The 24,763-nt window shown below is 58.6% G+C and carries 19 protein-coding genes; 13 read left to right on the plus strand and 6 right to left on the minus strand.

Features of this window, described 5'->3' with window-relative positions:
* Positions 1 to 97 precede the first annotated feature (97 nt).
* Entirely contained in the window at positions 98 to 2,839 is a 2,742-nt protein-coding gene (gene acnA / locus FHW68_RS04880) for an aconitate hydratase AcnA (RefSeq protein WP_095634245.1), read from the minus strand.
* A 221-nt stretch (positions 2,840 to 3,060) separates the two neighbouring features.
* Here acnA and rlmM point away from each other — a divergent pair, with 221 nt between their 5' ends.
* The gene (rlmM, locus tag FHW68_RS04885; protein ID WP_183679118.1) at positions 3,061 to 4,134 is read left to right on the plus strand and encodes a 23S rRNA (cytidine(2498)-2'-O)-methyltransferase RlmM; all 1,074 of its coding nucleotides are present in this window, start codon (positions 3,061 to 3,063) and stop codon (positions 4,132 to 4,134) included.
* A 113-nt stretch (positions 4,135 to 4,247) separates the two neighbouring features.
* Entirely contained in the window at positions 4,248 to 4,499 is a 252-nt protein-coding gene (tusA, locus tag FHW68_RS04890; protein ID WP_095634243.1) for a sulfurtransferase TusA, read from the plus strand.
* Here tusA and FHW68_RS04895 read toward each other — a convergent pair.
* Positions 4,496 to 5,905, minus strand: a complete 1,410-nt coding sequence (locus FHW68_RS04895; protein ID WP_095634242.1) for an MATE family efflux transporter — start codon at positions 5,903 to 5,905, stop codon at positions 4,496 to 4,498. The genes tusA and FHW68_RS04895 overlap by 4 nt on opposite strands.
* A gap of 295 nt (positions 5,906 to 6,200) precedes the next feature.
* Here FHW68_RS04895 and pdxB point away from each other — a divergent pair, with 295 nt between their 5' ends.
* Positions 6,201 to 7,343: a 4-phosphoerythronate dehydrogenase PdxB gene (gene pdxB, locus FHW68_RS04900; RefSeq protein ID WP_183679120.1), complete on the plus strand. Its 1,143-nt coding sequence runs from the start codon at positions 6,201 to 6,203 to the stop codon at positions 7,341 to 7,343.
* Positions 7,344 to 7,517: 174 nt separating this feature from the next.
* Here pdxB and FHW68_RS04905 read toward each other — a convergent pair whose 3' ends face one another.
* Complete coding sequence (locus FHW68_RS04905) at positions 7,518 to 7,697, minus strand: PA1571 family protein (RefSeq protein ID WP_095634240.1); 180 nt, start codon at positions 7,695 to 7,697, stop codon at positions 7,518 to 7,520.
* 257 nt (positions 7,698 to 7,954) lie between these two features.
* Here FHW68_RS04905 and FHW68_RS04910 point away from each other — a divergent pair, with 257 nt between their 5' ends.
* Complete coding sequence (locus FHW68_RS04910; RefSeq protein WP_183679122.1) at positions 7,955 to 9,742, plus strand: ABC transporter transmembrane domain-containing protein; 1,788 nt, start codon at positions 7,955 to 7,957, stop codon at positions 9,740 to 9,742.
* A 120-nt stretch (positions 9,743 to 9,862) separates the two neighbouring features.
* Positions 9,863 to 10,897, plus strand: a complete 1,035-nt coding sequence (locus tag FHW68_RS04915) for a Fic family protein (RefSeq protein WP_183679124.1) — start codon at positions 9,863 to 9,865, stop codon at positions 10,895 to 10,897.
* Between the two features lie 40 nt (positions 10,898 to 10,937).
* Here the strand turns inward: FHW68_RS04915 and FHW68_RS04920 are convergent, their stop codons facing one another.
* Positions 10,938 to 12,866, minus strand: coding sequence for a transglycosylase SLT domain-containing protein (locus tag FHW68_RS04920; RefSeq protein WP_095634238.1), 1,929 nt, complete (start codon positions 12,864 to 12,866; stop codon positions 10,938 to 10,940).
* A 213-nt stretch (positions 12,867 to 13,079) separates the two neighbouring features.
* Here FHW68_RS04920 and FHW68_RS04925 point away from each other — a divergent pair, with 213 nt between their 5' ends.
* Positions 13,080 to 14,999 carry an ATP-binding cassette domain-containing protein gene (locus FHW68_RS04925; protein WP_095634236.1) on the plus strand — a complete coding sequence of 640 codons (1,920 nt, stop codon included), beginning with the start codon at positions 13,080 to 13,082 and terminating at the stop codon, positions 14,997 to 14,999.
* Between the two features lie 96 nt (positions 15,000 to 15,095).
* Here the strand turns inward: FHW68_RS04925 and FHW68_RS04930 are convergent, their stop codons facing one another.
* The gene (locus tag FHW68_RS04930; protein WP_095634235.1) at positions 15,096 to 15,533 is read right to left on the minus strand and encodes a universal stress protein; all 438 of its coding nucleotides are present in this window, start codon (positions 15,531 to 15,533) and stop codon (positions 15,096 to 15,098) included.
* Between the two features lie 104 nt (positions 15,534 to 15,637).
* Between FHW68_RS04930 and FHW68_RS04935 the strand changes: the two genes are divergently transcribed.
* From FHW68_RS04935 to FHW68_RS04965, 7 genes are all read left to right on the plus strand, one after another.
* The gene (locus FHW68_RS04935) at positions 15,638 to 16,075 is read left to right on the plus strand and encodes a hypothetical protein (protein ID WP_183679126.1); all 438 of its coding nucleotides are present in this window, start codon (positions 15,638 to 15,640) and stop codon (positions 16,073 to 16,075) included.
* Between the two features lie 652 nt (positions 16,076 to 16,727).
* Entirely contained in the window at positions 16,728 to 18,875 is a 2,148-nt protein-coding gene (fadB, locus tag FHW68_RS04940) for a fatty acid oxidation complex subunit alpha FadB (protein ID WP_095634233.1), read from the plus strand.
* 30 nt (positions 18,876 to 18,905) lie between these two features.
* Complete coding sequence (fadA, locus tag FHW68_RS04945; RefSeq protein WP_095634232.1) at positions 18,906 to 20,081, plus strand: acetyl-CoA C-acyltransferase FadA; 1,176 nt, start codon at positions 18,906 to 18,908, stop codon at positions 20,079 to 20,081.
* A gap of 98 nt (positions 20,082 to 20,179) precedes the next feature.
* Entirely contained in the window at positions 20,180 to 20,416 is a 237-nt protein-coding gene (locus FHW68_RS04950; RefSeq protein WP_095634231.1) for a DUF1653 domain-containing protein, read from the plus strand.
* 114 nt (positions 20,417 to 20,530) lie between these two features.
* Positions 20,531 to 23,158, plus strand: a complete 2,628-nt coding sequence (gene topA, locus FHW68_RS04955; protein ID WP_095634230.1) for a type I DNA topoisomerase — start codon at positions 20,531 to 20,533, stop codon at positions 23,156 to 23,158.
* A 138-nt stretch (positions 23,159 to 23,296) separates the two neighbouring features.
* Positions 23,297 to 23,821 (plus strand): DUF6586 family protein, encoded by a 525-nt coding sequence (locus tag FHW68_RS04960; protein ID WP_095634229.1) that lies wholly within the window; start codon positions 23,297 to 23,299, stop codon positions 23,819 to 23,821.
* A 141-nt stretch (positions 23,822 to 23,962) separates the two neighbouring features.
* A complete protein-coding gene (locus FHW68_RS04965; protein WP_007907774.1) occupies positions 23,963 to 24,196 on the plus strand; it encodes a hypothetical protein in 234 nt (77 codons plus the stop codon).
* A gap of 91 nt (positions 24,197 to 24,287) precedes the next feature.
* On the opposite strand, the gene sulA is transcribed toward FHW68_RS04965, so the two are convergent.
* Positions 24,288 to 24,761 (minus strand): SOS-induced cell division inhibitor SulA, encoded by a 474-nt coding sequence (gene sulA, locus FHW68_RS04970; protein WP_095634228.1) that lies wholly within the window; start codon positions 24,759 to 24,761, stop codon positions 24,288 to 24,290.
* Between the last annotated feature and the right edge of the window lie 2 nt (positions 24,762 to 24,763).

The raw sequence follows: 24,763 nt of genomic DNA on the forward strand, positions 1-24,763 counted from the left end.
TTAAGTGCGCTTTCGCCGGCAAGCCTGGCTCCTACAGGTCCGATTTGTCCTTAACTGATTGGCATTAGCCCGAAGGCGGTGTTTTATCAGCAGCCTGTTACGCGGCAATCAATTGCCGCAACACGTAATGCAGAATCCCCCCGGCCTTGAAGTACTCCACCTCGTTGAGGGTATCGATCCGGCACAACACTTCAATCTTTTCCTTACTGGTGTCTTCTCGGGTGACGACGAGCGTCAGGTTCATCCGCGGAGTCAGTTCGACGCCGGTCAGGCCAAGAATGTCCACGGTTTCCTTGCCGGTGAGGTTCAGGCTCTTGCGGTTCTGATCCAGTTTGAACTGCAGCGGCAATACGCCCATGCCCACCAGGTTGGAACGGTGAATTCGCTCGAAGCTCTCGGCGATGACTGCTTTCACGCCCAGCAGATTGGTGCCCTTGGCCGCCCAGTCACGGCTCGAACCGGTGCCATATTCTTGCCCGGCGATCACCACCAGCGGCGTGCCTGAGGCCTGATAACGCATGGCTGCGTCGTAGATCGGCAGCTTTTCTCCGGTCGGAATATAAATCGTATTGCCGCCTTCTTCGCCACCGAGCATCTCGTTGCGAATCCGGATATTGGCGAAGGTACCGCGCATCATCACTTGATGGTTGCCGCGACGCGAGCCGTAAGAGTTGAAGTCCCGCGGCTCCACCCCTTGCTCGCGCAGGTAATGGCCGGCAGGGCTGTCAGCCTTGATGTTACCGGCCGGGGAGATGTGGTCGGTGGTCACCGAATCGCCGAGCAAGGCGAGGACTTTCGCCCCTTCGATGTCCTTGACCACTGGCGCAGGGCCGCCGATGTCATCGAAGAATGGCGGATGCTGGATATACGTCGAATCGTTGTCCCAGACATACGTCGCCGCCTGCGGTACTTCGATCGCCTGCCACTGCTTGTCGCCTGCAAACACTTCGGCGTACTCCTTGTGGAACATCGCGGTATTCACTTGGGTCACCGCATCGGCGATTTCTTTAGTGCTTGGCCAGATGTCTCGCAGGTAAACCGGGTGGCCGTCCTTGTCGTGACCCAATGGCTCGCTGCTGATATCAATGCGCACCGTACCGGCCAATGCATAGGCGACGACCAAGGGAGGGGAGGCCAGCCAGTTGGTTTTTACCAGCGGATGCACGCGCCCTTCAAAGTTGCGATTGCCCGAGAGTACCGAGGCGACGGTCAGGTCGGCTTTCTGAATGGCTTTTTCGATCGGCTCCGGTAACGGCCCGGAGTTGCCGATGCAGGTGGTGCAGCCATAACCGACCAGCGCAAAACCGAGCTCATCAAGGTAATGGGTCAAGCCTGCTGCCTTGTAGTAGTCGGTGACCACTTTCGAACCGGGAGCCAGTGAGCTCTTGACCCACGGCTTGCGTTTCAGGCCTTTCTCCACGGCTTTCTTTGCCACCAGCCCGGCCGCCATCATCACGCTGGGGTTGGAGGTGTTGGTGCAGGAGGTGATCGCGGCAATCACCACCGCGCCGTTTTTCAACCGATACGTGCGGCCTTCATGGTCGTAGTCCGTTTCGCCGACCAGATCGGCGTTGCCCACCGCGACGCCACCGCCACCCTCACTTTCGAGACGACCTTCTTCCTTGCTGGAGGGTTTGAATTGCAGGCCAAGAAAGTCAGTGAACGCTTGCGCGACATTCGGCAACGAAACGCGGTCCTGTGGGCGTTTCGGCCCGGCGAGGCTGGCCTCGACGCTTTCCATGTCCAGGGCCAGGCTGTCGGTGAACGCAGGCTCTTTGCCGGGCAGGCGCCACAGGCCCTGGATCTTGCTGTACGCCTCCACCAGTTTCACGGTTTCCGGTGTGCGACCGGACAGGCGCAAGTACTCCAGCGTCACTTCATCCACCGGGAAGAAGCCGCAGGTGGCGCCATATTCCGGGGCCATGTTGGCGATGGTCGCGCGGTCGGCCAGCGGCAGGTCGGCGAGGCCGTCGCCGTAGAACTCGACGAATTTCCCCACCACACCTTTCTTGCGCAGCATCTGGGTGACGGTCAGCACCAGGTCGGTGGCGGTAATGCCTTCCTTGAGCTTGCCGGTGAGTTTGAAACCGATCACTTCCGGAATCAGCATCGACACCGGCTGGCCGAGCATTGCTGCTTCCGCTTCGATCCCGCCCACGCCCCAGCCGAGCACGCCAAGACCGTTGATCATGGTCGTGTGGGAGTCGGTGCCGACCAACGTGTCCGGGAAGGCATAGGTGCGTCCATCCTCGTCCTTGGTCCAGACCGTGCGGCCCAGGTACTCGAGGTTGACCTGGTGGCAAATGCCGGTGCCCGGTGGCACCACGCTGAAATTGTTAAAGGCGCTCTGTCCCCAGCGCAGGAAGGCATAACGCTCGTGGTTGCGCTGCATTTCGATGTCGACGTTTTGTCCGAAGGCGCTTGAGCTGGCGAACTTATCGACCATCACCGAATGGTCGATCACCAGGTCCACCGGCGACAGCGGATTGATTCGCTGCGGGTCGCCACCGGCCTTGGCCATCGCCGCGCGCATGGCAGCCAGGTCGACCACGGCGGGAACGCCGGTAAAGTCCTGCATCAATACCCGCGCGGGCCGGTACTGGATTTCGCGATCGGAGCGGCGCTCCTTGAGCCAGGCGGCAATCGCCTTGAGGTCGGCGCTGGTAACGGTTTTCTCGTCCTCCCAGCGCAGCAGGTTTTCCAGCAACACTTTCAGCGACATCGGCAGCTTGTCCAGATCACCCAGGCTCTTGGCGGCTTCGGGCAGGCTGAAATAGTGATAGGTCTTGTCGTCGACTTGTAAGGTTTCAAGGGTTTTCAGGCTATCGAGGGATGGCATTGAAATGACTCCTTTAAATCCGCACGGCTACGGATTGAGGGGCGGGCAGAGCTTTTAACCTAGCCCCGTTTAGACATTAAGGCTAATTACTGGACCCTTAGGACAAGTCCAAGGTTCCGATCTCGGCTATCATGCGCCGGTTTTCGTGACAGGCTTTGCTTCAACGCAAGTCGGGGCATCGCGCAGTGGCCGAATTCTTCGCCAACTGCCCAGGAGTAAGAATGAACACCCTTTTTATGCATTGCCGGCCAGGTTTCGAAAGCGAAGTCTGTTCCGAGATCTCCGAACATGCCGCGCGGCTGAACGTGGCCGGTTATGCCAAGGCCAAGACTGCCAGCGCCTATGCCGAATTCATCTGCACCGAAGAAGACGGCGCCGAGCGCCTGATGCAGGGCCAGCGTTTCGCCGATCTGATCTTCCCTCGCCAGTGGGCTCGCGGGATCTTCATTGATCTGCCGGAAACCGACCGCATCAGCGTGATCCTCGCGCACATGGCGGACTTCCCGCTGTGCGGCAGCCTGTGGCTGGAAATGGTCGACACCAACGATGGCAAAGAGCTGTCGAACTTCTGCAAGAAATTCGAAGGCCACCTGCGCAAGGCGCTGATGGCCGCCGGCAAACTGGTGGAAGACGCCAACAAACCGCGGCTGTTGCTGACCTTCAAGAGCGGCCGCGAAGTGTTCATGGGCCTGGCGGAATCGAACAATTCGGCGATGTGGCAAATGGGCATTCCACGCCTGAAATTCCCCCGTGAAGCGCCGAGCCGTTCGACCCTCAAGCTGGAAGAAGCCTGGCACCATTTCATTCCCCGCGACCAGTGGGACGAGCGTCTGCATAGCGACATGACCGGCGTCGATCTCGGTGCCGCACCCGGTGGCTGGACCTGGCAACTGGTCAATCGCGGCATGCTGGTGACCGCCATCGACAACGGCCCGATGGCCGAAAGTTTGATGGACACCGGTCTGGTGCAGCATTTGATGGCTGACGGTTTCACCTTCAAACCCAAGCAACCGGTCGACTGGATGGTCTGTGACATTGTCGAGAAACCGGCACGCAACGCGGCGATGCTGGAAGAATGGATTGGCGAGGGGCATTGCCGCGAAGCGGTGGTCAATCTCAAGCTGCCGATGAAGCAGCGATATGCTGAAGTGAAGCGCTTGCTCGAGCGTATTGCCGACGGGTTCAAGGCGCGCGGCATTCGGGTCGAGATCGGCTGCAAACAGCTGTATCACGATCGCGAAGAAGTGACCTGCCACCTGCGCCGATTGGACGTGAAGAAACCGAAATCCCGCTGATCTTGAACACTGATCGTCCCCACGCAGAGCGTGGGAACGATCAGCGGTGTTAGCCATAGATGACCGAACACCCGGCAATGCGCGACAATGCCGGCAAGTTTGAGGAGTAAACCATGAGTGAAATGATCGATACGCCGGTCGACGGCACCCTCGACGCCACCGGCCTCAATTGCCCGGAACCGGTGATGATGCTGCACCAGCACATCCGTGACCTGGTGCCTGGCGGCCTGCTGAAGGTGATTGCCACCGACCCGTCGACCCGTCGCGACATTCCCAAGTTTTGCGTGTTTCTCGACCACGAACTGGTCGGGCAGCACGAAGAGGCAGGCACCTACCTCTACTGGATCCGCAAGAAACTCGCTTAACCCGCCGAACGACTGATGCGGATCCGCTTGCGTGCACTGCGCGTCAGGCGGATCGACAGCATCAGCGCTGCGCAACTCAAGCCGACGATCAAACCCTGCCACAGCCCGCTCGGGCCACTCGGCGCGCCGAGCCAGTCGGTCAGGCCCAGGGCGTAACCCACCGGCAAACCAATCCCCCAATACGCGAATAGCGTCAGGATCATCGTCACCCGCGTGTCCTGATAACCGCGCAATGCGCCCGCCGCGGTCACCTGGATCGCATCGGAAAACTGGAACAGCGCCGAATACACGATCAGCATCGCGGCCACCTGAATCACCGTTGGGTCGGCGGTGTAAATCGCAGCGATAGGTTCACGCAGCAACAGCATCAGGCTCGCCGACAAGCATGCATAAGCCAGTGCGGTGGCCATGCCGACGCCGGCGGCGAAGCGGGCTTCCCGTGGTTCCTCACGGCCCAGTGCCTGGCCGACACGCACGGTCACGGCCATGCCCAGGGAGTAGGGAATCATGAACACCAGCGAGCTGAAGTTCAGCGCGATCTGATGCCCGGCGACCACGGTGGCACCGAGGCTGCCAATCAGCAGGGCAATCACGGCGAAGATGCTCGATTCGGCGAACACCGCAATGCCGATCGGCAGGCCGATGCCCAGCAAACGCTTGATCACCGACCACTGCGGCCAGTCGAAACGGCTGAACAACTCACTCGATTGATAGGCCGGCGCCCAGCGTTCCCAGCCGGCCATGCCCAGCGCCATCACCCACATCACGATCGCCGTGGCCCAGCCGCAGCCGACACCGCCCATGGCCGGCACACCGAAGTGGCCGTAGATGAAGATGTAATTGAGTGGAATATTCAGCGCCAACCCACAAAGGCCAAGGACCATGGCTGGGCGAGTACGTCCCAGGCCATCACTGAAACAGCGCAGCACGTGATAGAACGCGACGGCAGGCAAGCCGCTGGCGATGCCGTGCAGGTACTGCATGCACGGGCCGATCAACTCGGGGTCGACCTTCATGATGTGCAGGATCGGTTCGGCGCTGAACAGTATGCCGGTCGCCATCAACCCCACCACCAGCGCCAGCCACAAGGCCTGACGCACGATCGGGCCGATCTCGCTGTGGGTGCCGGCGCCGAAGCGTTGGGCGACTTTTGGGGTGGTGGCCAGCAGTGTGCCGGTCATCAGCAGAAACACCGGCACCCAGATTGAGTTGCCCAGCGCGACGGCCGCCAGGTCTCGTGGCCCGACACGCCCTGCCATCACCGCATCGACGAAGCCCATGGCGGTGGTCGCCAGTTGCGCGATCATGATCGGCAGCGCCAGGCCGAGCAGGTTTTTCAGCTCCAGGCGAACCCGGGCCGGGCGGTTGAGGGGAACAGCGGCGGGGCGGTCAGTCACGGAATTCAAGGCGAAACGTCCAGAAGATTTTGATGCGCAAGGCGGCGCATTCTACGCCTTGACGCAGTGGTCAGGAAAAGTCCTGTGTTGCGGATTTGTAATCTCTCAATACCGCGCCCCCTCTGTGTAGGAGCTGCCGAAGGCTGCGATCTTTTGATCTTGTCTTTAAATAAAGCTAACCAAACCCTTCACGCCAAAAGAGAAGATCAAAAGATCGCAGCCTTCGGCAGCTCCTACGGGGGATCGGTGCTAGTCGTTTGGTGTCATCTACGCCTAAACTGCCGATCCGCCAAAGGAGCCTGCCATGCTGATTGTTGCCGACGAAAATATCCCGCTACTCGATGCCTTCTTCGCAGGTTTCGGTGAAATCCGCCGGGTACCGGGACGTGCTATCGACCGCGCCACTGTCGAGCAGGCCGATGTGCTGTTGGTGCGCTCAGTGACCAACGTCAACCGCGCATTGCTCGAAGGCAGCAAGGTGCGCTTCGTCGGCACCTGCACCATCGGCACCGATCACCTGGATCTGGATTACTTTCAACAGGCCGGCATTAGCTGGTCCAGCGCGCCAGGCTGCAATGCCCGGGGTGTGGTCGATTACGTGCTGGGCAGCCTGCTGACCCTGGCTGAAATCGAAGGTGCCGACCTGGCTCAACGCACCTATGGTGTAGTCGGCGCCGGCGAAGTGGGCGGGCGGCTGGTCAAGGTTCTGCAAGGTCTGGGCTGGAACGTGCGGGTCTGCGATCCACCACGGCAAGCCGCCGAAGGGGGCGATTACGTCAGCCTCGAGCAGGTCATCGAGCAATGCGACGTCATCAGTTTGCATACTCCACTGACCAGGCAAGGTCCTCAATCGACCTGGCATCTGTTTGATAAACACCGTTTGAGCCAGCTCAAGCCGGGCACCTGGCTGATCAACGCCAGCCGTGGCCCGGTCATCGACAACGCCGCTCTGCGTCAGGTGTTGTTGGTGCGTGAAGACCTGCAAGCGGTGCTGGATGTCTGGGAGGCTGAGCCCCAGGTCGATGTGGCTCTGGCCGAGTTGTGTGTGCTGGCGACGCCACACATTGCCGGTTACAGCCTCGACGGCAGACAGCGCGGGACGGCGCAGATCTATCAGGCCCTTTGCGCGTTCCTCGGGCAACCGGAACAGATCCACCTGAGCGACTTGCTGCCAGCGCCGTGGTTGTCGGCCGTGTCGCTGAACGGGGACAGCGATGCGGCCTGGGCGCTGGCAATGTTGTGCCGTGGCGTGTACGACCCGCGCCGTGACGATGCGAATTTCCGTCGCAGCCTGGTCGGTAATGTGAATGAGCAGCGTGCAGCGTTTGATGCACTGCGCAAACATTACCCGCTACGGCGTGAGATCGATGGGTTGAAGGTGCGGATCGAGGGGGATTCGCCGGCGTTGCAGCAGATCGTGGCGGCGTTGGGGGCTTCGGCTGTCTGAGTACCGCGTTGGCCTTATCGCGGGCAAGCCACGCTCCCACAGGTCATGCGTCAATTTTGAAATCACGGTAATCCTGTGGGAGCGGGCTTGCCCGCCATAGGGCGCGCAGCACCCTCAAAAGGCACCCATAAAAAACCCGGCTGAACGAGCCGGGTCAAGAAGACGGTGGCTATATCACTCTTGTTCGGCAGGCTTGACCAATCGCTTCTCCAGTTCGCGACAAGCGTCCTGGATCATGTTTTCAGTGATCGGTACTTCGCGCCCATCCTTATCAATAATCGAGCAACCCAAAGACTGGTCTGGCTGCGTGCGGATCACTGGAATCTTGTCATCGCTGCTGTTTTGCAAGGACATGGCCTGTCTCCTCATCAGGTTTGTGCTTACTGTAAAACCGCCAGGTGACCGGGCTATGACAACTTCCTGCGATCTTTCAGGGCGGCATCTTCAGTCCATCAGAAATACCCGGACCTTTCCACCCGGACTTTAGACCAATAATCTCTAGCCACTAGTCTTGGCGGTCATAATTAACCTGACTCATTATGATTTACAGCGTTCAATCCTATTGCTCGGTGTAGGCTGGTCGGGTCAAAGCCTACTGGTCGCACCTTCGGATGATCCTCATGCTTTCTTCCCGTCACCGCCGCGCCATTCGTCTGGCCAGCCGTTTCCTCGTACCTTATCGCTGGCCGGCCTTGGGCGCTTTGCTGGCGTTGATCGTCACTGCCGGCATCACCTTGTCCATGGGGCAGGGGATTCGCCTGCTGGTGGATCAGGGTTTCATGACCCAGTCGCCGCATTTGCTCAACCGCTCCATCGGCGTGTTCATGCTGCTGGTGGTCGGTCTGGCGATGGGCACGTTTGTACGGTTTTACCTGGTGTCCTGGATCGGCGAACGCGTTGTCGCTGACATCCGCCGACGGGTATTCAATCATCTGGTCTACCTGCATCCGGGATTCTATGAAGACAACCGCAGTTCCGAGATCCAGTCACGGCTGACCGCCGATACCACGCTGCTGCAATCGGTCATTGGCTCTTCGCTGTCGTTATTTCTGCGTAACGGGTTGATGGTGATCGGCGGGATTGTCTTGCTGTTCATCACCAACCCCAAACTCACCAGTATCGTGGTGGTCGCGTTGCCGCTGGTGGTCGCACCGATCCTGATTTTTGGTCGACGGGTGCGCACGCTTTCGCGTCAGAGCCAGGACCGGATTGCCGATATCGGCAGCTATGTTTCCGAAACCCTGAGTCAGATCAAAACTGTGCAGGCCTACAACCATCAGGTTCAGGACGAGCAACGTTTTGCCACAACGGTGGAAGAGGCCTTCAACACCGCCCGCAAGCGTATTTTCCAGCGCGCCTGGTTGATTACCCTGGTGATTCTGCTGGTGTTGGGCGCGGTGGGGGTGATGCTCTGGGTCGGCGGCATGGATGTCATCGCCGGGCGGATTTCCGCGGGTGAGCTGGCAGCGTTTGTCTTTTACAGCCTGATCGTCGGCGGTGCCTTTGGCACGCTGAGTGAAGTGATCGGCGAACTGCAGCGTGCAGCAGGGGCGGCGGAACGGATTTCCGAGTTATTGCGTTCGCAAAACATCATCCAGCCACCGACCCAGGGGCTGGTGACGTTGCCCGAACGGGTGAAGGGCAATCTGGTGCTGCAAGATGTGCGCTTTTCCTACCCCTCGCGTCCGGAAAGTTTTGCTGTTGATGGTTTGAATCTGACGATCAACGCCGGCGAAACCCTGGCATTGGTCGGACCGTCCGGCGCTGGCAAGTCGACCGTGTATGACCTGCTATTACGCTTTTACGACCCCGTCGAAGGACGCATCCTGCTGGACGGTGTGCCTCTGCCCCAGCTTGATCCTCTGGACCTGCGTCGCTGCTTCGCCCTCGTCTCGCAAACCCCGGCGCTGTTCTTCGGCAGCATCGAAGAGAACATCCGCTACGGTCGCCCGACGGCGACTTTGGCCCAAGTTCAGGAGGCCGCGAAAATCGCCTACGCCCACGATTTCATCGAGCAAATGCCCAACGGCTACCAGACTCACCTCGGCGACGCGGGGCTCGGTTTATCCGGCGGGCAACGCCAGCGCCTCGCCATCGCCCGAGCGCTGCTGGTAGATGCGCCGATCCTGCTGCTGGACGAAGCCACCAGCGCCCTCGACGCCCAGAGCGAGCACCTGATCCAGCAAGCCCTGCCCAGCCTGATGAAAAATCGCACCACGCTGGTCATCGCCCACCGGCTGGCCACGGTGAAAAACGCTGACAGGATCGCGGTGATGGATCAGGGGAAAGTGGTGGCGGTGGGGACGCATCAAGAGTTGATTGCGAGTAATGCGCTGTATGCACGGCTGGCGGCGTTGCAGTTCAGTGACGGCAAGGTTGAAACCGATCTGCGAGCTTAGGCGCTGCGGGGCCGGACGATCTTTTCGATTCCATCAAAGATCGAAATGGTCAGGAGGTTTAAATAAATATGGTCGCGTTCGGGCATTATGTCGGCCTCAGTTGCGAGCCTGGATGAGGATATGAGCCGTTATCAACCACCGTTGACCCTGACCACAAGAATATTGGCGTTGATCGCCGAAATCAGTGAGCAGATTGGTCAGCTTTCGGCGATGGATGATCGTCGGCAAACGCCTCAACTACGCCGTAGTAATCGAATTCGTACGATTCAGGCTTCTTTGGCGATCGAGAACAACACCCTGAGCATTGAACAGGTGACTGCCGTTCTGGCCGGGCAGCGTGTGCTTGGTCTGCCACGAGAAATCCAGGAAGTACGTAACGCCTTTGCAGCCTATGAATCGATGCTGCAGTGGCAGCCGAGCAGCCGGTCCAACCTGCTCCAGGCGCATCAGATGTTGATGCAGGGATTGATTGACGACTGTGGACGGTTTCGTCAAACCGGGGTCGGCATCTACCGTGGCGAGAAATTGGTTCATATGGCGCCGCCGCCGAGTCGCGTTGGGCTTTTGATGGATGATTTGCTGGCATGGCTCGCAGCTTCGGACTGGCATCCATTGATCGCTAGCTGTGTTTTTCACTACGAGTTTGAGTTCATCCATCCTTTCGCCGACGGTAATGGGCGTATGGGTCGCCTTTGGCAGACCTTGATACTCAGTCAATGGCGACCGGTGCTGGCTTATCTGCCGGTCGAAGCGGTAATTCGAGAGCAGCAGGACGATTATTACGCCGCATTATCGGCAGCCGACCAATTGGCCGAATCAACACCTTTTGTCGAGTTCATGTTGCAAGCGCTGAGTCTTGCACTTGAAGAGGCAGCCCGGAGCGAACCAGTAACCGACCAAGTAACCGACCAAGTAACCGACCAAGTAGCGAAACTCCTTTCGGCTCTCCATGGAACCGGCCCGTTAAAGGTCAATGAGTTGATGCAAGAGGTCGGATTGGCTCACAAGGCGACCTTCCGGGCTAACTATCTTAAACCGGCGTTAGCTGCTGATTTGATAGAAATGACAAACCCCGAGTCGCCCAATAGTCCGGCTCAACGGTATCGCTTGACCGAACTTGGCAAGCAGATCGCGGCACAATCAAGATCTATGTAGGAGCTAGCTCCTACATATCCGGCATATCCGCCATTACCGCTTATTGATCGTCGAAATACCGCTCATGCCAATCCACCAGCGGTTGCGGTGAGTTGAGCTTCTGGCCATAGATCACCGAGTACGACAGCACGTTTTGCACATACTGGCGGGTTTCGTCGAAGGGGATGCTTTCCACCCATACATCGAAGCTCAGGTGATCGGCACCACGCAACCATTGTCGTACGCGGCCGGGACCGGCATTGTAGGCGGCGGAAGCGAGGACGCGGTTGCCGTTGAACTGGCTGTGGACCTGGCTCAGGTAAGCGGCGCCGAGCTGGATGTTCTTGTCTGGATCGAACACTTGCTGCGGCGATGCGAGGGGAATGCTGAACTTGCGTGCGGTTTCCTTGGCGGTGCCGGGCATCAGTTGCATCAGGCCGCTGGCACCGACGCCGGAGCGCGCGTCAGCCATGAAGGCGCTTTCCTGACGAGTGATGGCGAATACCCAGCTCGAGTGCAGGCCACGGACCTTGGCTTCACGGACCAGGGTTTCGCGGTGGGCCATCGGGAAGCGAATATCCAGGTCGTCCCAGTATTTCGCCTGACTGATGGTGCGGATCGCCGGGAAATACCATTTCAGGTCATAAGCCAGTTTCGCCTGGGCGACCATTTCGTCACGGCTGAAGTGCCGGCTGACGTGATACCACTCGCGACGACCGTCGACGATCTGCCCGCGGGCATGGAATTCCAGGGCGCGTCGTATGCCGGGAGTATTGCGCACCTTGTTGATCAGCGCTTGGCTGAGTACCAGCGGTTTGTTATTCAGCGTATAGGATGATTGCGAGCGATCGGCTGCCAGGAAACCGTAGAAATCGCGCTCGCGAGCCAGGTTCTTGTAAAGCGTCTGTACTTCCGGATTCTGTGGCTGGGCCAGTTCCAGACTGCGAGCCTGCCAGTAACGCCAGCGGTTGGTGGTGGCCAGGTCTTGAGGTAAACGGCGGGTCAACTCATACGCATCGTCCCAACGGGCCAGGCGCAATAGCAGGCGCAAGCGCCATTCGGAAACAGTGTTGTCGCGCAGTTCCGGGTCGTATTTGGTCATTACATCCAGTGCGCGGCTGTCGAAACGCCGAGCCAGAGTCAGGCCGATTTCCCGCGCAATCGCGACTTTTTCGTCACGGGAAAAATGCATGCTGTTGGCGTAACCGTCGAGCAGGGCCATGGCCTTGTCCGGATCCTGACGAGCCAGGCGGCGCAGGCCGAGGCTGACGATGTCGGACATCGGTTCATCGGCTGGGGTGAAGCGCGACGGCTGATTGAGCAGCTCAGGTTTCTGCGCCACATCCACCAGCAGGCGACCGCGTGGGGCGAGGGTCGTCAGGCCATTGATCAGTCTGTTGGCCAGCGCATAATTGCGCGCCTGGGCGGCGAGCTTGGCGCGTTCCCAGCGTTTCTGTTCGGTCAGTTGACCCTCGGCGGCCCACATGCCGAACAAACTGTCGCAAGCTTCGGGCTGGGTTTTGCCGCTCAGCCAGAGCTTTTCGGCGTTGGCATAGCCTTCGACCTTGCGGTTATGGCTGATCTGATACTGCGCGTTAAGGCAGTCCAGCTCGGTGAAATTGAGCTTGGGATCGTAATACTTGACGAAAGTCGCCCAATCGCCGCGTTCGGCCAGCCAGCGCAACCAGCGTAATTTCATCCAGTTGGCCTGGGGCAGGTCGCCGTGTTCGGCGAGGAACTTCTCGATTTCAGCATTGCTTGCGGTTTTTAGCCGCGCGGTCAGTTCGTCATAAGCCAGATAGGGCTCCAGCGGATAATCGCTCAGGGCCTGTCTGTAACGGAAATAAGGACTGGAATCGCCTTTGGCCAAGGCGCGCTTGGCTTCATCGTAATACTGGCGTTGGGTAGACAAGTCCACCGCCTGAGCGGATTGAACGGCAGCGGCTGTAAGAAGCAAACATGAAAAAAAACTGAAAAGGCGACTGCGCATGTGACGTCCGGGCAGAGAAATCATGACAAGTGCAGGTAAATTTCTGCACTAATAATCTCTAGCTTAGCCTTTTGCCAGCAAGGGGTGAAAGCTTTGCCGAGCTGTCGGTGCAAGTTCGCAACAATTGTTGTGCAGAGTGCTTCGACATCGAAATTGCCGGCCTTCTGCGTTCTCAAGTCAGGTAGAATGCGCGCCCGGTTTTTGGAGAAGCTCATGACCCTGCTCAAATTCAGCGATGTGTCCCTTGCTTTCGGCGCTACGCCGTTGTTGGACAAGGTGTCCTGGCAGATCGCCCGTGGTGAGCGGGTGTGCATCATTGGCCGCAACGGCACTGGAAAGTCCAGCATGATGAAGCTCGTCAAGGGCGACCAGAGGCCCGATGACGGCTCTGTTTGGCGCGCACCTGGCCTGAAAATTGGCGAATTGCCGCAAGAATTGCCGGTAGCCGACGAGCGGACCGTGTTCGACGTGGTTGCCGAGGGCCTGGACGGCGTCGGCGAGTTGCTCGCCCAGTATCACCACCTGAGCCAGAACATCGTCACCGACGCCGACCTGGACAAACTGATGCACGTCCAGCATGACCTCGAAGCCCGCGACGGCTGGCGTTTGCAGCAATTGGTCGACAGCACCCTGAGCCGCTTGCAATTGCCGGCCGACAAGACCCTCGCCGAACTGTCCGGCGGCTGGCGTCGCCGCGTCCTGCTGGCTCAGGCTCTGGTTTCCGAGCCGGATCTGCTGCTGCTCGACGAACCGACCAACCACCTGGACATCGGTGCGATCGCCTGGCTCGAGGAAGCGCTGAAGGATTTCCAGGGCGCCGTGTTGTTCATCACGCACGACCGTTCATTCCTGCAGAACCTGGCAACCCGCATTCTGGAACTTGATCGCGGTGGCCTGATCGACTGGAACGGCGACTACGCCAGTTTCCTCGTGCACAAAGAGGCGACCCTGGCCGCTGAAGAAACCGCCAACGCGCTGTTCGACAAGAAGCTGGCCCAGGAAGAAGTCTGGATCCGCCAAGGCATCAAGGCTCGTCGTACCCGTAACGAAGGCCGTGTCCGCGCCCTGAAAGCCTTGCGCGTTGAACGTAGCGAACGTCGTGAACGCACCGGCAAGGCCAACATTCAGCTGGATACCGCCGAAAAATCCGGCAAGCAGGTCATGGTCCTCGAGAACGTGAGTTTCGCTCATCCGGGCGGTCCGTTCCTGATCAAGGATTTCTCGATGGTGCTGCAGCGCGGCGACCGTATCGGTCTGCTCGGCGCCAACGGTACCGGCAAGACCACATTGCTGAAACTGATGCTCAGCGGTCTGCAGCCGACCAGCGGCACGGTGGAAGAGGGAACCCGCATCGACGTGGCCTACTTCGACCAGTTGCGCCATCAGCTGGATCTGGAAAAGACCGTGATCGACAACGTGGCCGAAGGTCGCGATTTCATCGATATCGATGGTCAGAGCCGCCATGTGCTGAGCTATCTCGGCGACTTCCTGTTCAGCCCCCAGCGTGCCCGCACGCCAGTCAAGGCGTTGTCCGGTGGTGAGCGTGCCCGCCTGTTGCTGGCCAAACTGTTCAGCAAACCGGCGAACCTGCTGGTCCTCGACGAACCGACCAACGACCTGGACGTGGAAACCCTCGAATTGCTGGAAGAGGTCTTGTTGACCTTCAACGGCACCGTGCTGATGGTCAGCCACGACCGGGCATTCCTCGACAATGTGGTCACCAGCACCCTGGTCTTCGAAGGCGAGGGTAAGGTTCGCGAGTACGTCGGTGGTTATCAGGACTGGCTGCGTCAGGGCGGTTCGCCGCGCCTGCTGGGCGTGACCGAGAGCAAATCCGGCAAGGCCGACCTGAACTCGGCTGTCGTCACTGCTGAACCAGTGCCTGTCGCTGCGGCAGTAGAGGCGCCAGTGGCAAAGAAGAAGCTCAGCTACAAGTTGCAGCGTGAGCTGGAAATGTTGCCGAGTCAGATCGAAGCCATGGAACAGCAGATCGTGGTGGTTGAAGCGCAGATGGCAGATGCCGGTTTCTACCTGCGTCCTGCTGCCGAGACTGCGGCGGTGATCGCTCAACTGGAGCAGTTGCAGGCTGAACTCGACGCGATGGTCGAGCGCTGGGCCGAGCTGGATGCCTGATTGATCCGGTGTTAAAAAAGCCCGGCGTTCAGTGATGAACGCCGGGCTTTTTTTCGTAGGAGCTGCCGAAGCAGCTCCTACAGGGGTGTTGTGTTATCAGCTTTTGATCAGGCGCACCGCCAGCACATCGCAAGGCGCGCCATGCAGTACGTCATTGGCGGTGGAGCCGAGCAACAGCGCCAGACCGTGTCGGCCATGACTGCCCACCACGATCAGGTCGCACGCTTGCTCCTTGGCGAGGTGGTGAATCTCCTGGCGCGGCTGGCCGTAGGTCAAGTGGCTGTATTCCTTGGAGAGTTCCGGGTATTTCACGATCAGCCGATCAAGACGCTCCTTGGCCTGATCGAACTGTTGCTGTTGCAACTGGGAAAGGTCCATCGGCACGTCGCCGCCAAAGGCCATCGCCATCGGTTCGACAATATGCACCAGCGACAGCTTGGCGCCATTGCTCACCGAGAGCTCGCGGGCTCGATGGATGACAGGATCGCACTCTTCGGTCAGGTCTACAGCGACCAGAATATGGTGGTAGGGCATGAGGTGCTCCTCCTGAGGATTGCAATATTGGTAAGTATGGCTGGTTTCAAGCGCATTGGTTTCAAAGTGACCCAATGGGCTCATCAAGAATCGGGAGTACACATATGACGGTCTGGATAGTGGTGTCAATCCTGCTGGTGGTGCTGAGTCCGCTGGTCTGGTTGCGACCCTCTCGTGCTCAGAGCGGGCGCATGGCCCTGCGCATGGAGGCGCGGCGTATTGGCCTGTCCATGCAGCTGGCGCCCCAGCAATGGCCTCACTGGCTGAGCGAGGAGCCGCCGAGCCCTTGCGCCCAATACCATCGGCCGCGCCGTGGCACGCGGCCGGCGTGCTGGAGTTATTGGCAGAAGGCGCCGGGCGTGTGGGTCAATCAGTGGCAAGAAATCTGTGAGGATGGAAGGCTACTGAATCATTTCGAAAAATTGCCTGCCAATGTCTACAAGATCGAAGCGGACAAGCAAATGATTGCCCTGTATTGGGGCGAGAAGGGCGAAGCCGAAATTCTGCAACAGATTGATACCACGCTCAAAGCTCTCGCCTGAAACTCGATCCGTAGCAGCTGTCGAGCCTGCGAGGCTGCGTCCGGCTGCGAAGCAGTCGTCAATCGGGCACCGTGGGTCCATCAGGCTGATCGTGCGCTCAGGGTTTACGACGACTTCGTCGCCGAACGCAGCCTCGCAAGCTCGACAGCTGCTACGGAGGCAATAAAAAGCCCGACATCATCATCGGGCTGAGGTTGGCCAGGCAGGCCGGTAATTCTTTGTGAACTGATCTTACGCTGGGCATTCGTCTAAAGCGTTCAAATTTTTTTCTTCAGGACCCCGCCAGCGTAGCTTGTTAAACACAGGCTGCGCTAATTAGGGCGAATTTTCTAACGATTGATTCTATGAATGGCCTCACATGCGTAAGCGTGTTGCAGGGCTTCGTGGTACGGAAGTGACCGGAAAGTCGCGTTTCAACCAGTATTTTGGGCGATTGACAATTGCCGGAAATTCCGTGAAGGTGACACACCCAAATCAAACGGGCGTATGAATTGAGCGTTTGTATTACAGAGCGCTCCTACAGAATCCCGACTATCGCGTTGGCGGGTGTGCCGGGTGAGTTGGCGTTAGCATCGACGATAAGCGTCCTTGCCGAGCCAGTCGCCTGCGTCCGACGTGTACTGTTCAGCTTCCATATCGTGGAGATCAGTTGATGATTTACGAAGGTAAAGCCATCACGGTTAAGGCTCTTGAAAGTGGCATCGTCGAATTGAAATTCGATCTCAAGGGTGAGTCCGTCAACAAGTTCAACCGTCTTACCCTGAACGAACTGCGTCAGGCTGTAGACACCATCAAGGCAGATGCTTCGATCAAGGGTGTGATCGTCAGCAGTGGCAAGGACGTATTCATCGTCGGCGCCGACATCACCGAATTCGTCGACAACTTCAAGCTGCCGGATGCAGAGCTTGTTGCTGGTAACCTCGAAGCCAACAAGATTTTCAGCGATTTCGAAGACCTCAACGTCCCGACGGTTGCCGCGATCAATGGCATCGCACTGGGTGGTGGTCTGGAGATGTGCCTGGCGGCAGATTTCCGTGTCATGGCCGATACCGCCAAAATCGGTCTGCCGGAAGTCAAGCTGGGCATCTACCCAGGCTTCGGCGGTACTGTGCGTTTGCCGCGCATTATCGGTGCCGACAACGCTATCGAGTGGATTGCCGCCGGCAAGGAAAACCGCGCTGAAGACGCGTTGAAAGTCGGTGCCGTCGACGCCGTGGTCGCCCCGGAAAAATTGCAGGAAGCGGCTCTGAACCTGCTCAAGGGCGCCATCTGTGGCGAATTTGACTACAAGGCCAAGCGTCAGCCGAAACTCGAAAAACTCAAGCTCAACGCCATCGAACAGATGATGTCGTTCGAAACCGCCAAAGGTTTCGTGGCCGGTCAGGCAGGCCCGAACTACCCGGCACCGGTCGAAGCGATCAAGACCATTCAGAAAGCCGCGAACTTCGGTCGCGACAAGGCGCTGGAAGTCGAAGCCGCCGGTTTCGTCAAACTGGCCAAGACTTCTGCCGCGCAGAGCTTGATCGGTCTGTTCCTGAACGATCAGGAGCTGAAGAAAAAGGCCAAGGCCTACGACGAAATCGCTAAGGACGTGAAACAGGCCGCCGTATTGGGCGCTGGCATCATGGGGGGCGGTATCGCTTATCAGTCGGCCTCCAAAGGTACGCCGATCCTGATGAAAGACATCAACGAGCACGGCATCGAGCAAGGTTTGGCCGAAGCCGCCAAGCTGCTGGTGGGGCGCGTTGATAAAGGTCGCATGACACCGGCGAAAATGGCCGAAGTGCTCAATGGCATTCGTCCGACCTTGTCCTACGGCGATTTCGGCCACGTCGACCTGGTCGTCGAAGCCGTTGTCGAGAACCCGAAGGTCAAGCAAGCCGTTCTGGCCGAAGTTGAAGACAAGGTCAAAGAGGACACCATCCTGGCGTCCAACACCTCGACCATTTCCATCACCTTGCTGGCCAAAGCCCTTAAGCGTCCGGAAAACTTCGTTGGCATGCACTTCTTCAACCCGGTGCACATGATGCCGCTGGTTGAAGTAATCCGTGGCGAGAAGTCCAGCGAAGCGGCCGTTGCCACTACCGTTGCCTACGCCAAGAAAATGGGCAAGAACCCGATCGTCGTCAACGACTGCCCAGGCTTCCTGGTCAACCGCGTGCTGTTCCCCTATTTCGGCGGTTTCGCCAAGCTGGTCAGCGCCGGCGTGGACTTCGTGCGCATCGACAAGATCATGGAAAAATTCGGCTGGCCGATGGGCCCGGCCTACCTGATGGACGTGGTCGGCATCGACACCGGTCACCACGGTCGCGACGTCATGGCGGAAGGCTTCCCGGATCGCATGAAGGACGATCGCCGTTCGGCCGTCGACGTGCTCTACGAAGCCAAGCGCCTGGGCCAGAAGAATGGCAAGGGTTTCTACGCCTACGAGACCGACAAGCGCGGCAAGCAAAAGAAAGTCGCCGATCCTTCGGTGCTGGAAGTGCTCAAGCCAATCGTGTTCGAACAGCGCGAGGTCACTGACGAAGACATCATCAACTGGATGATGATTCCGCTGTGCCTGGAAACCGTGCGTTGCCTGGAAGACGGCATCGTCGAAACTGCCGCCGAAGCCGACATGGGTCTGGTCTACGGTATTGGTTTCCCTCCATTCCGTGGCGGTGCGCTGCGCTACATCGACTCGATCGGTGTTGCAGAGTTCGTTGCCCTGGCTGACCAGTACGCTGATTTGGGCGCGCTGTACCACCCGACCGCGAAGCTGCGTGAAATGGCCAAAAACGGTCAGAGCTTCTTCGGTTAAGCGCCCACACTAGAGCGAGAGTGAACGTATATGAGCTTGAATCCTAGAGACGTCGTGATTGTCGACTTCGGTCGTACGCCGATGGGCCGCTCCAAGGGCGGCATGCACCGCAACACCCGCGCCGAAGACATGTCGGCGCACCTGATCAGCAAATTGCTGGAACGCAACGTCAAGGTCGACCCGAGCGAAGTTGAAGACGTGATCTGGGGCTGTGTGAACCAGACCCTGGAGCAGGGCTGGAACATCGCCCGCATGGCGTCCCTGATGACGCAGATCCCGCACACCGCCGCCGGCCAGACCGTCAGCCGTCTGTGTGGCTCGTCCATGAGTGCTCTGCACACCGCTGCACAAGCGATCATGACCGGTAATGGTGACGTGTTCGTGGTGGGTGGCGTCGAGCATATGGGCCATGTGAGCATGATGCACGGTGTCGATCCTAACCCGCATATGTCACTGTACGCGGCGAAAGCCTCGGGCATGATGGGCCTGACCGCAGAAATGCTGGGCAAAATGCACGGCATTACCCGCGAACAACAGGACGTCTTTGGCGTGCGCTCTCACCAGCTCGCCCACAAGGCGACTCTGGAAGGCAAGTTCAAGGACGAAATCATCCCGATGCAGGGCTACGACGAGAACGGTTTCCTGAAACTGTTCGACTACGACGAAACCATTCGTCCGGAAACCACCCTGGAAAGCCTGGCAGCGCTGAAGCCAGCGTTTAATCCGAAGGGCGGCACCGTGACAGCCGGTACTTCGTCGCAGATCACCGACGGTGCTTCGTGCATGATCGTCATGTCGGCGCAGCGTGCCCAAGACCTGGGTATCCAGCCGATGGCAGTGATTCGTTCGATGGCAGTGGCAGGTGTGGATCCGGCGATCATGGGCTATGGTCCAGTACCGGCAACGCAAAAAGCACTGAAGCGCGCGGGTCTTGGTATCAACGATATCGACTTCTTCGAGCTCAACGAAGCTTTCGCCGCACAGGCGCTACCAGTGCTGAAAGATTTGAAAGTGCTCGACAAGATGAACGAGAAGGTTAACCTGCACGGCGGCGCGATCGCCCTGGGTCACCCGTTCGGTTGCTCCGGTGCCCGTATCTCTGGCACCTTGCTGAACGTAATGAAGCAGAATGGCGGCACCTTCGGGGTGGCTACCATGTGCATTGGTCTCGGCCAAGGCATCTCCACCGTCTTCGAACGCGTCTAAGCGTTTCGCTGATGGAAGCCGGGGCCAAGTGCCCCGGTTTTTGTTTTTCCGGATTTATTTTGTTTTTATTTTGAAAAAATTTCAGTGAGGGCCAAAACATGCCGATACAACCTGGGCTCTACGAACATTACAAAGGCCCGCAGTACCGCGTATTCGGTGTTGCGCGGCATTCGGAGACCGAAGAGGAAGTGGTCTTCTACCAAGCCCTGTATGGCGATTATGGCTTTTGGGTGCGCCCCTTGAGCATGTTCCTGGAGTCGGTCGAGGTTGACGGCGAACAGGTGCCACGCTTTGCTTTGGTGCAAGCCGAACCGAGCGTTTTTCCGCAGCCATAAGGAGAGTGCGCGCAGAACCCTGCGCTTGACCTCACCTTGTAGCCACTATATATAGCGGTGCCGCGTCAGGCGCCAACCGCCTTTCACTTCTAGAATTCAGGAATTTTCTGATCCATGGGCAAATCGCTGGTCATTGTGGAATCCCCGGCTAAGGCCAAGACCATCAACAAGTATCTGGGTAACCAATACGTGGTGAAGTCGAGTATCGGCCATATCCGAGACCTGCCCACCAGCGGTTCGGCTAGCGCCAGCAAAGAGCCTGCCGCCAAGCGCGGCAAGGCCGCCGCAGGTGAAGGTCCGGTGCTCACGCCGAAAGAGAAAGCGCGCAAGCAGCTGGTCTCGCGCATGGGCGTCGATCCCGATCATGGCTGGAAAGCCAAGTACGAGATCCTCCCGGGCAAGGAAAAGGTCATCGAAGAGCTGCGCCGGCTCGCCAAAGATGCTGACACCATCTATCTCGCAACCGACTTGGATCGCGAGGGGGAAGCCATTGCCTGGCACCTGCGCGAAGCCATCGGTGGTGATGACAGCCGCTACAAGCGCGTGGTGTTCAACGAAATCACCAAAAAAGCGATCCAGGAAGCCTTTTCCGAACCGGGCGAGCTGGACATCGATCGAGTAAACGCCCAACAGGCGCGTCGCTTCCTCGACCGCGTGGTGGGTTACATGGTTTCGCCGCTGCTGTGGGCCAAGGTCGCCCGTGGCTTGTCTGCCGGTCGCGTGCAATCGGTTGCCGTTAAACTGGTGGTCGAGCGTGAGCGTGAAATCCGCGCGTTCAACCCGGAAGAGTACTGGGAAGTCCATGCTGACCTCGGCACCGCCAAGGGCGCGACCGTGCGTTTCGACGTGGCCCGTGAGAAAGGCGAAGCCTTCAAGCCGCTCAACGAAGCCCAGGCCATGGCCGCACTGGAAAAGCTCAAGGCTTCCAGCTTCAGCATCGTCAAGCGCGAAGACAAACCGACCAGCAGCAAGCCGTCGGCACCGTTCATCACCTCCACCCTGCAACAGGCGGCGAGCAATCGCCTGGGCTTCGGTGTGAAGAAAACCATGATGATGGCCCAGCGTTTGTACGAAGCCGGCTACATCACGTATATGCGTACCGACTCCACCAACCTCTCGGCCGATGCCGTGACGATGGCGCGTACTTATATTGAAGGCGAATTCGGCAAGAAGTACCTGCCGGAGAACCCGAACGTCTACAGCAGCAAGGAAGGCGCACAAGAGGCTCACGAAGCGATTCGTCCGTCCGACGCCAATACCGAGCCAAGCAAGCTGTCGGGCATGGAGCGTGATGCTGAGCGGCTCTACGAGCTGATCTGGCGCCAGTTCCTCGCTTGCCAGATGCTGCCGGCACAATACCTGTCGACCACGGTTACCGTTGGTGCCGGCGACTTCGAGCTGCGCGCCAAGGGCCGCATCCTGAAGTTCGACGGTTACACCCGCGTCATGCCGCAAATTGCCAAACCTGGCGATGATGATGTGCTGCCGGACATGGCCCAAGGCGACGCGATGAAGCTGATCAAGCTTGATCCGACCCAGCACTTCACCAAGCCGCCGGCGCGTTACTCGGAAGCGAGCCTGGTTAAAGAAATGGAAAAGCGCGGCATCGGTCGTCCTTCGACCTATGCGGCGATCATTTCGACCATCCAGGACCGCGGTTACGTGGCGCTGCACAACCGTCGTTTCTATTCGGAAAAGATGGGCGACATCGTCACTGAGCGTCTGGCCGAGAGCTTCTCCAATCTCATGGACTACGGCTTCACCGCCGGCATGGAAGAGAACCTCGATGACGTGGCTCAGGGCGAGCGCGACTGGAAAAACGTGCTCGACGAGTTCTACGGCGACTTCAAGAAGAAACTCGAAGTAGCCGAAAGTGCCGAAGGCGGCATGCGCGCCAACCAGCCGGTGATGACTGACATTCCATGCGTGTTGTGCGGTCGTCCGATGCAGATCCGCACTGCTTCGACGGGCGTGTTCCTCGGTTGCTCGGGCTATAGCCTGCCGCCGAAAGAGCGCTGCAAGGCCACCGTCAATCTGGTGCCGGGCGATGAAATCGCCGCGGACGACGAGGGTGAGTCCGAATCGCTGGTCCTGCGTGGCAAGCATCGCTGCCCGATCTGCAGCACGGCCATGGACGCTTACCTGCTCGACGAGAAGCGCAAGCTGCACATCTGCGGTAACAACCCGGATTGCTCTGGCTATGAAATCGAAGAGGGCACCTATCGCATCAAAGGCTACGAAGGGCCAAGCCTGGAGTGCGACAAGTGCGGTAGCGAGATGCAGCTCAAGACCGGTCGCTTCGGCAAGTTCTTCGGTTGCACCAACGCCACCTGCAAGAACACCCGCAAGCTGCTGAAAAGCGGCGACGCGGCACCGCCGAAGATGGATCCGGTGAAGATGCCTGAACTCAAGTGCGAAAAGGTCAACGACACCTATATCCTGCGCGACGGTGCTTCCGGTTTGTTCCTGGCGGCCAGCCAGTTCCCGAAAAACCGCGAGACCCGTGCCCCGTTGGTGATGGAGATCGTGCCGCACAAGGATGAGATCGATCCGAAGTACCACTTCCTCTGCGAAGCGCCGAAGAAAGACCCGGATGGCCTCCCTTCGGTCATTCGTTACAGCCGCAAGACCAAAGAACAGTACGTGCAGACTGAGGTCGACGGAAAACCGACGGGCTGGAAGGCGTATTACGACGGCGGCAAGTGGACGGTTGAAGACAAGCGTCCATCAGCCAAAGCTTAAAAGCCTGTACGCAAAAGGCCGCATGACAACCCTCGGGTTTTCATGCGGCCTTTTGTTTTGGGCTTGCGGGAAGCTCAGGTGATCCACGACACTGTCTGACCTGCGTGAAGCAATTATTTCGTTGTGGAGGCTGCCGTCATGGCCCACGAACTCTATACCCGTACCAACCAGAAAATTTATTTCGCCGGCTTATCGCTCGAAGCGCTGGCCAAAGCCGAAGAGGGGCGGGCGATGAATTCCCTTGCGCTGATTCAGGCCGGGCGCGAATCGGCGTTGTTTCACTTGTACGGCGCGCTGTTGGGGTTGTGCCATGAAATCGCCGGTTTCTATCGCCTGCCCCAGGCCAATGCGCCGCGGGCAGAGATGCTGCTGACTCGCGAAGTGCTCGAAACCATCGCTATACCGGAAATGGCCGAGATGGTCGAACTGGCGCAAAACCCGGAAACCTGGTTGGCGAAGCTGCTGTCGGCACATGCTGCACTGTTTCAGCCGCCTCGCGCGCCGCATAAGCCCAAGGGCGATGTAACCCAGCCACTTATTCTGGCCGTTAACCTGGATGAAGAAGAGGCGCCGCAAGAGTTGAGTCGGGAAGAGTTGGAGAGCTGGCGTCAGAACCTTAAAGGTCTGGCGATTCGGTTTCGCGAAGGGTTGAACGAGTGCTGAAAGAATGAGTGTTCAAGGATGAGTCTGCTCAAGGAAGAGTGATGTCAGAAATTTCTCTTCATGATGGCATTTGGTCAAGATCCCGAGCGAAGCTTGGCTGATGCCTATATAATCCCCGCCTTTCGTGGAGAACAGACCTTTATGCCAACGTCCTTTCTAGAAATTGTCGAGTTACCAGACGGCCGAATCGAGCTGCGCAGGGCCGAGGACGAAGGTTCTCTGGTTACTTTGGATTTCTCCGAGGATGCCAAGGTTTTCCTGCAAGGCCAGCATGTTGAAGTCGCCAAGGCGATGTTGAGTGTTGGTGTTCAGATGGCAGGTCGCCTGGTTGAAGGCGAATTTGATAAAGAAGAGGGGCCACGGGTTCTCCATTGATCCCGCCCGTCGGATTCTTCGAATACTTCTATAGATCGGCTTCTCTATCCCTGGAGAAGCCCCGCGTTGTTCAGCGCATCGTGTTTGTCAGTTAACCCAATCGAATATTCAGACTTTGCGCATCTCCGATGCGGGCAGCGTTGATCAACTGTTGTCGCGACGTTGTGTTCAGCAGGTTAAGCCAGCTGACGACTGTATGGCTGCGTCCAAGTCGCAAGGCTTCACAGGTCAGTTGCTGAGCGCTCTGCGTGCCACGCGGTTGCAGGAGCAATATGCGCTCACGGTTCAGGCCGGCGTCTCGTAACCAGGCTTGTGTAAGGCTGGCGGGTGGGGCAATCAGTGTCAGCCAGCGTGCATCCTGATCCTGGCTCAGTTCCCGGAGAATGGGCGCCAGAAGGTTCAGGCAGTTCCCGGCCGCGCCGCGCAGTGACAGCTCGCTGAAAACTTCAGGCTCGGCACTCCAGGGCGATTCGACCACGTCTTTCAGGATCGGCGCCAATGGCTGCGCCATGAACGCCTCGAACAACGGCAGTTGGGCTTGCTGTGAAGTATGTGGGAACTGCATAA

Origin of the sequence: Pseudomonas sp. Tn43 (assembly GCF_014192635.1) — a bacterium.
GTDB lineage: Bacteria > Pseudomonadota > Gammaproteobacteria > Pseudomonadales > Pseudomonadaceae > Aquipseudomonas.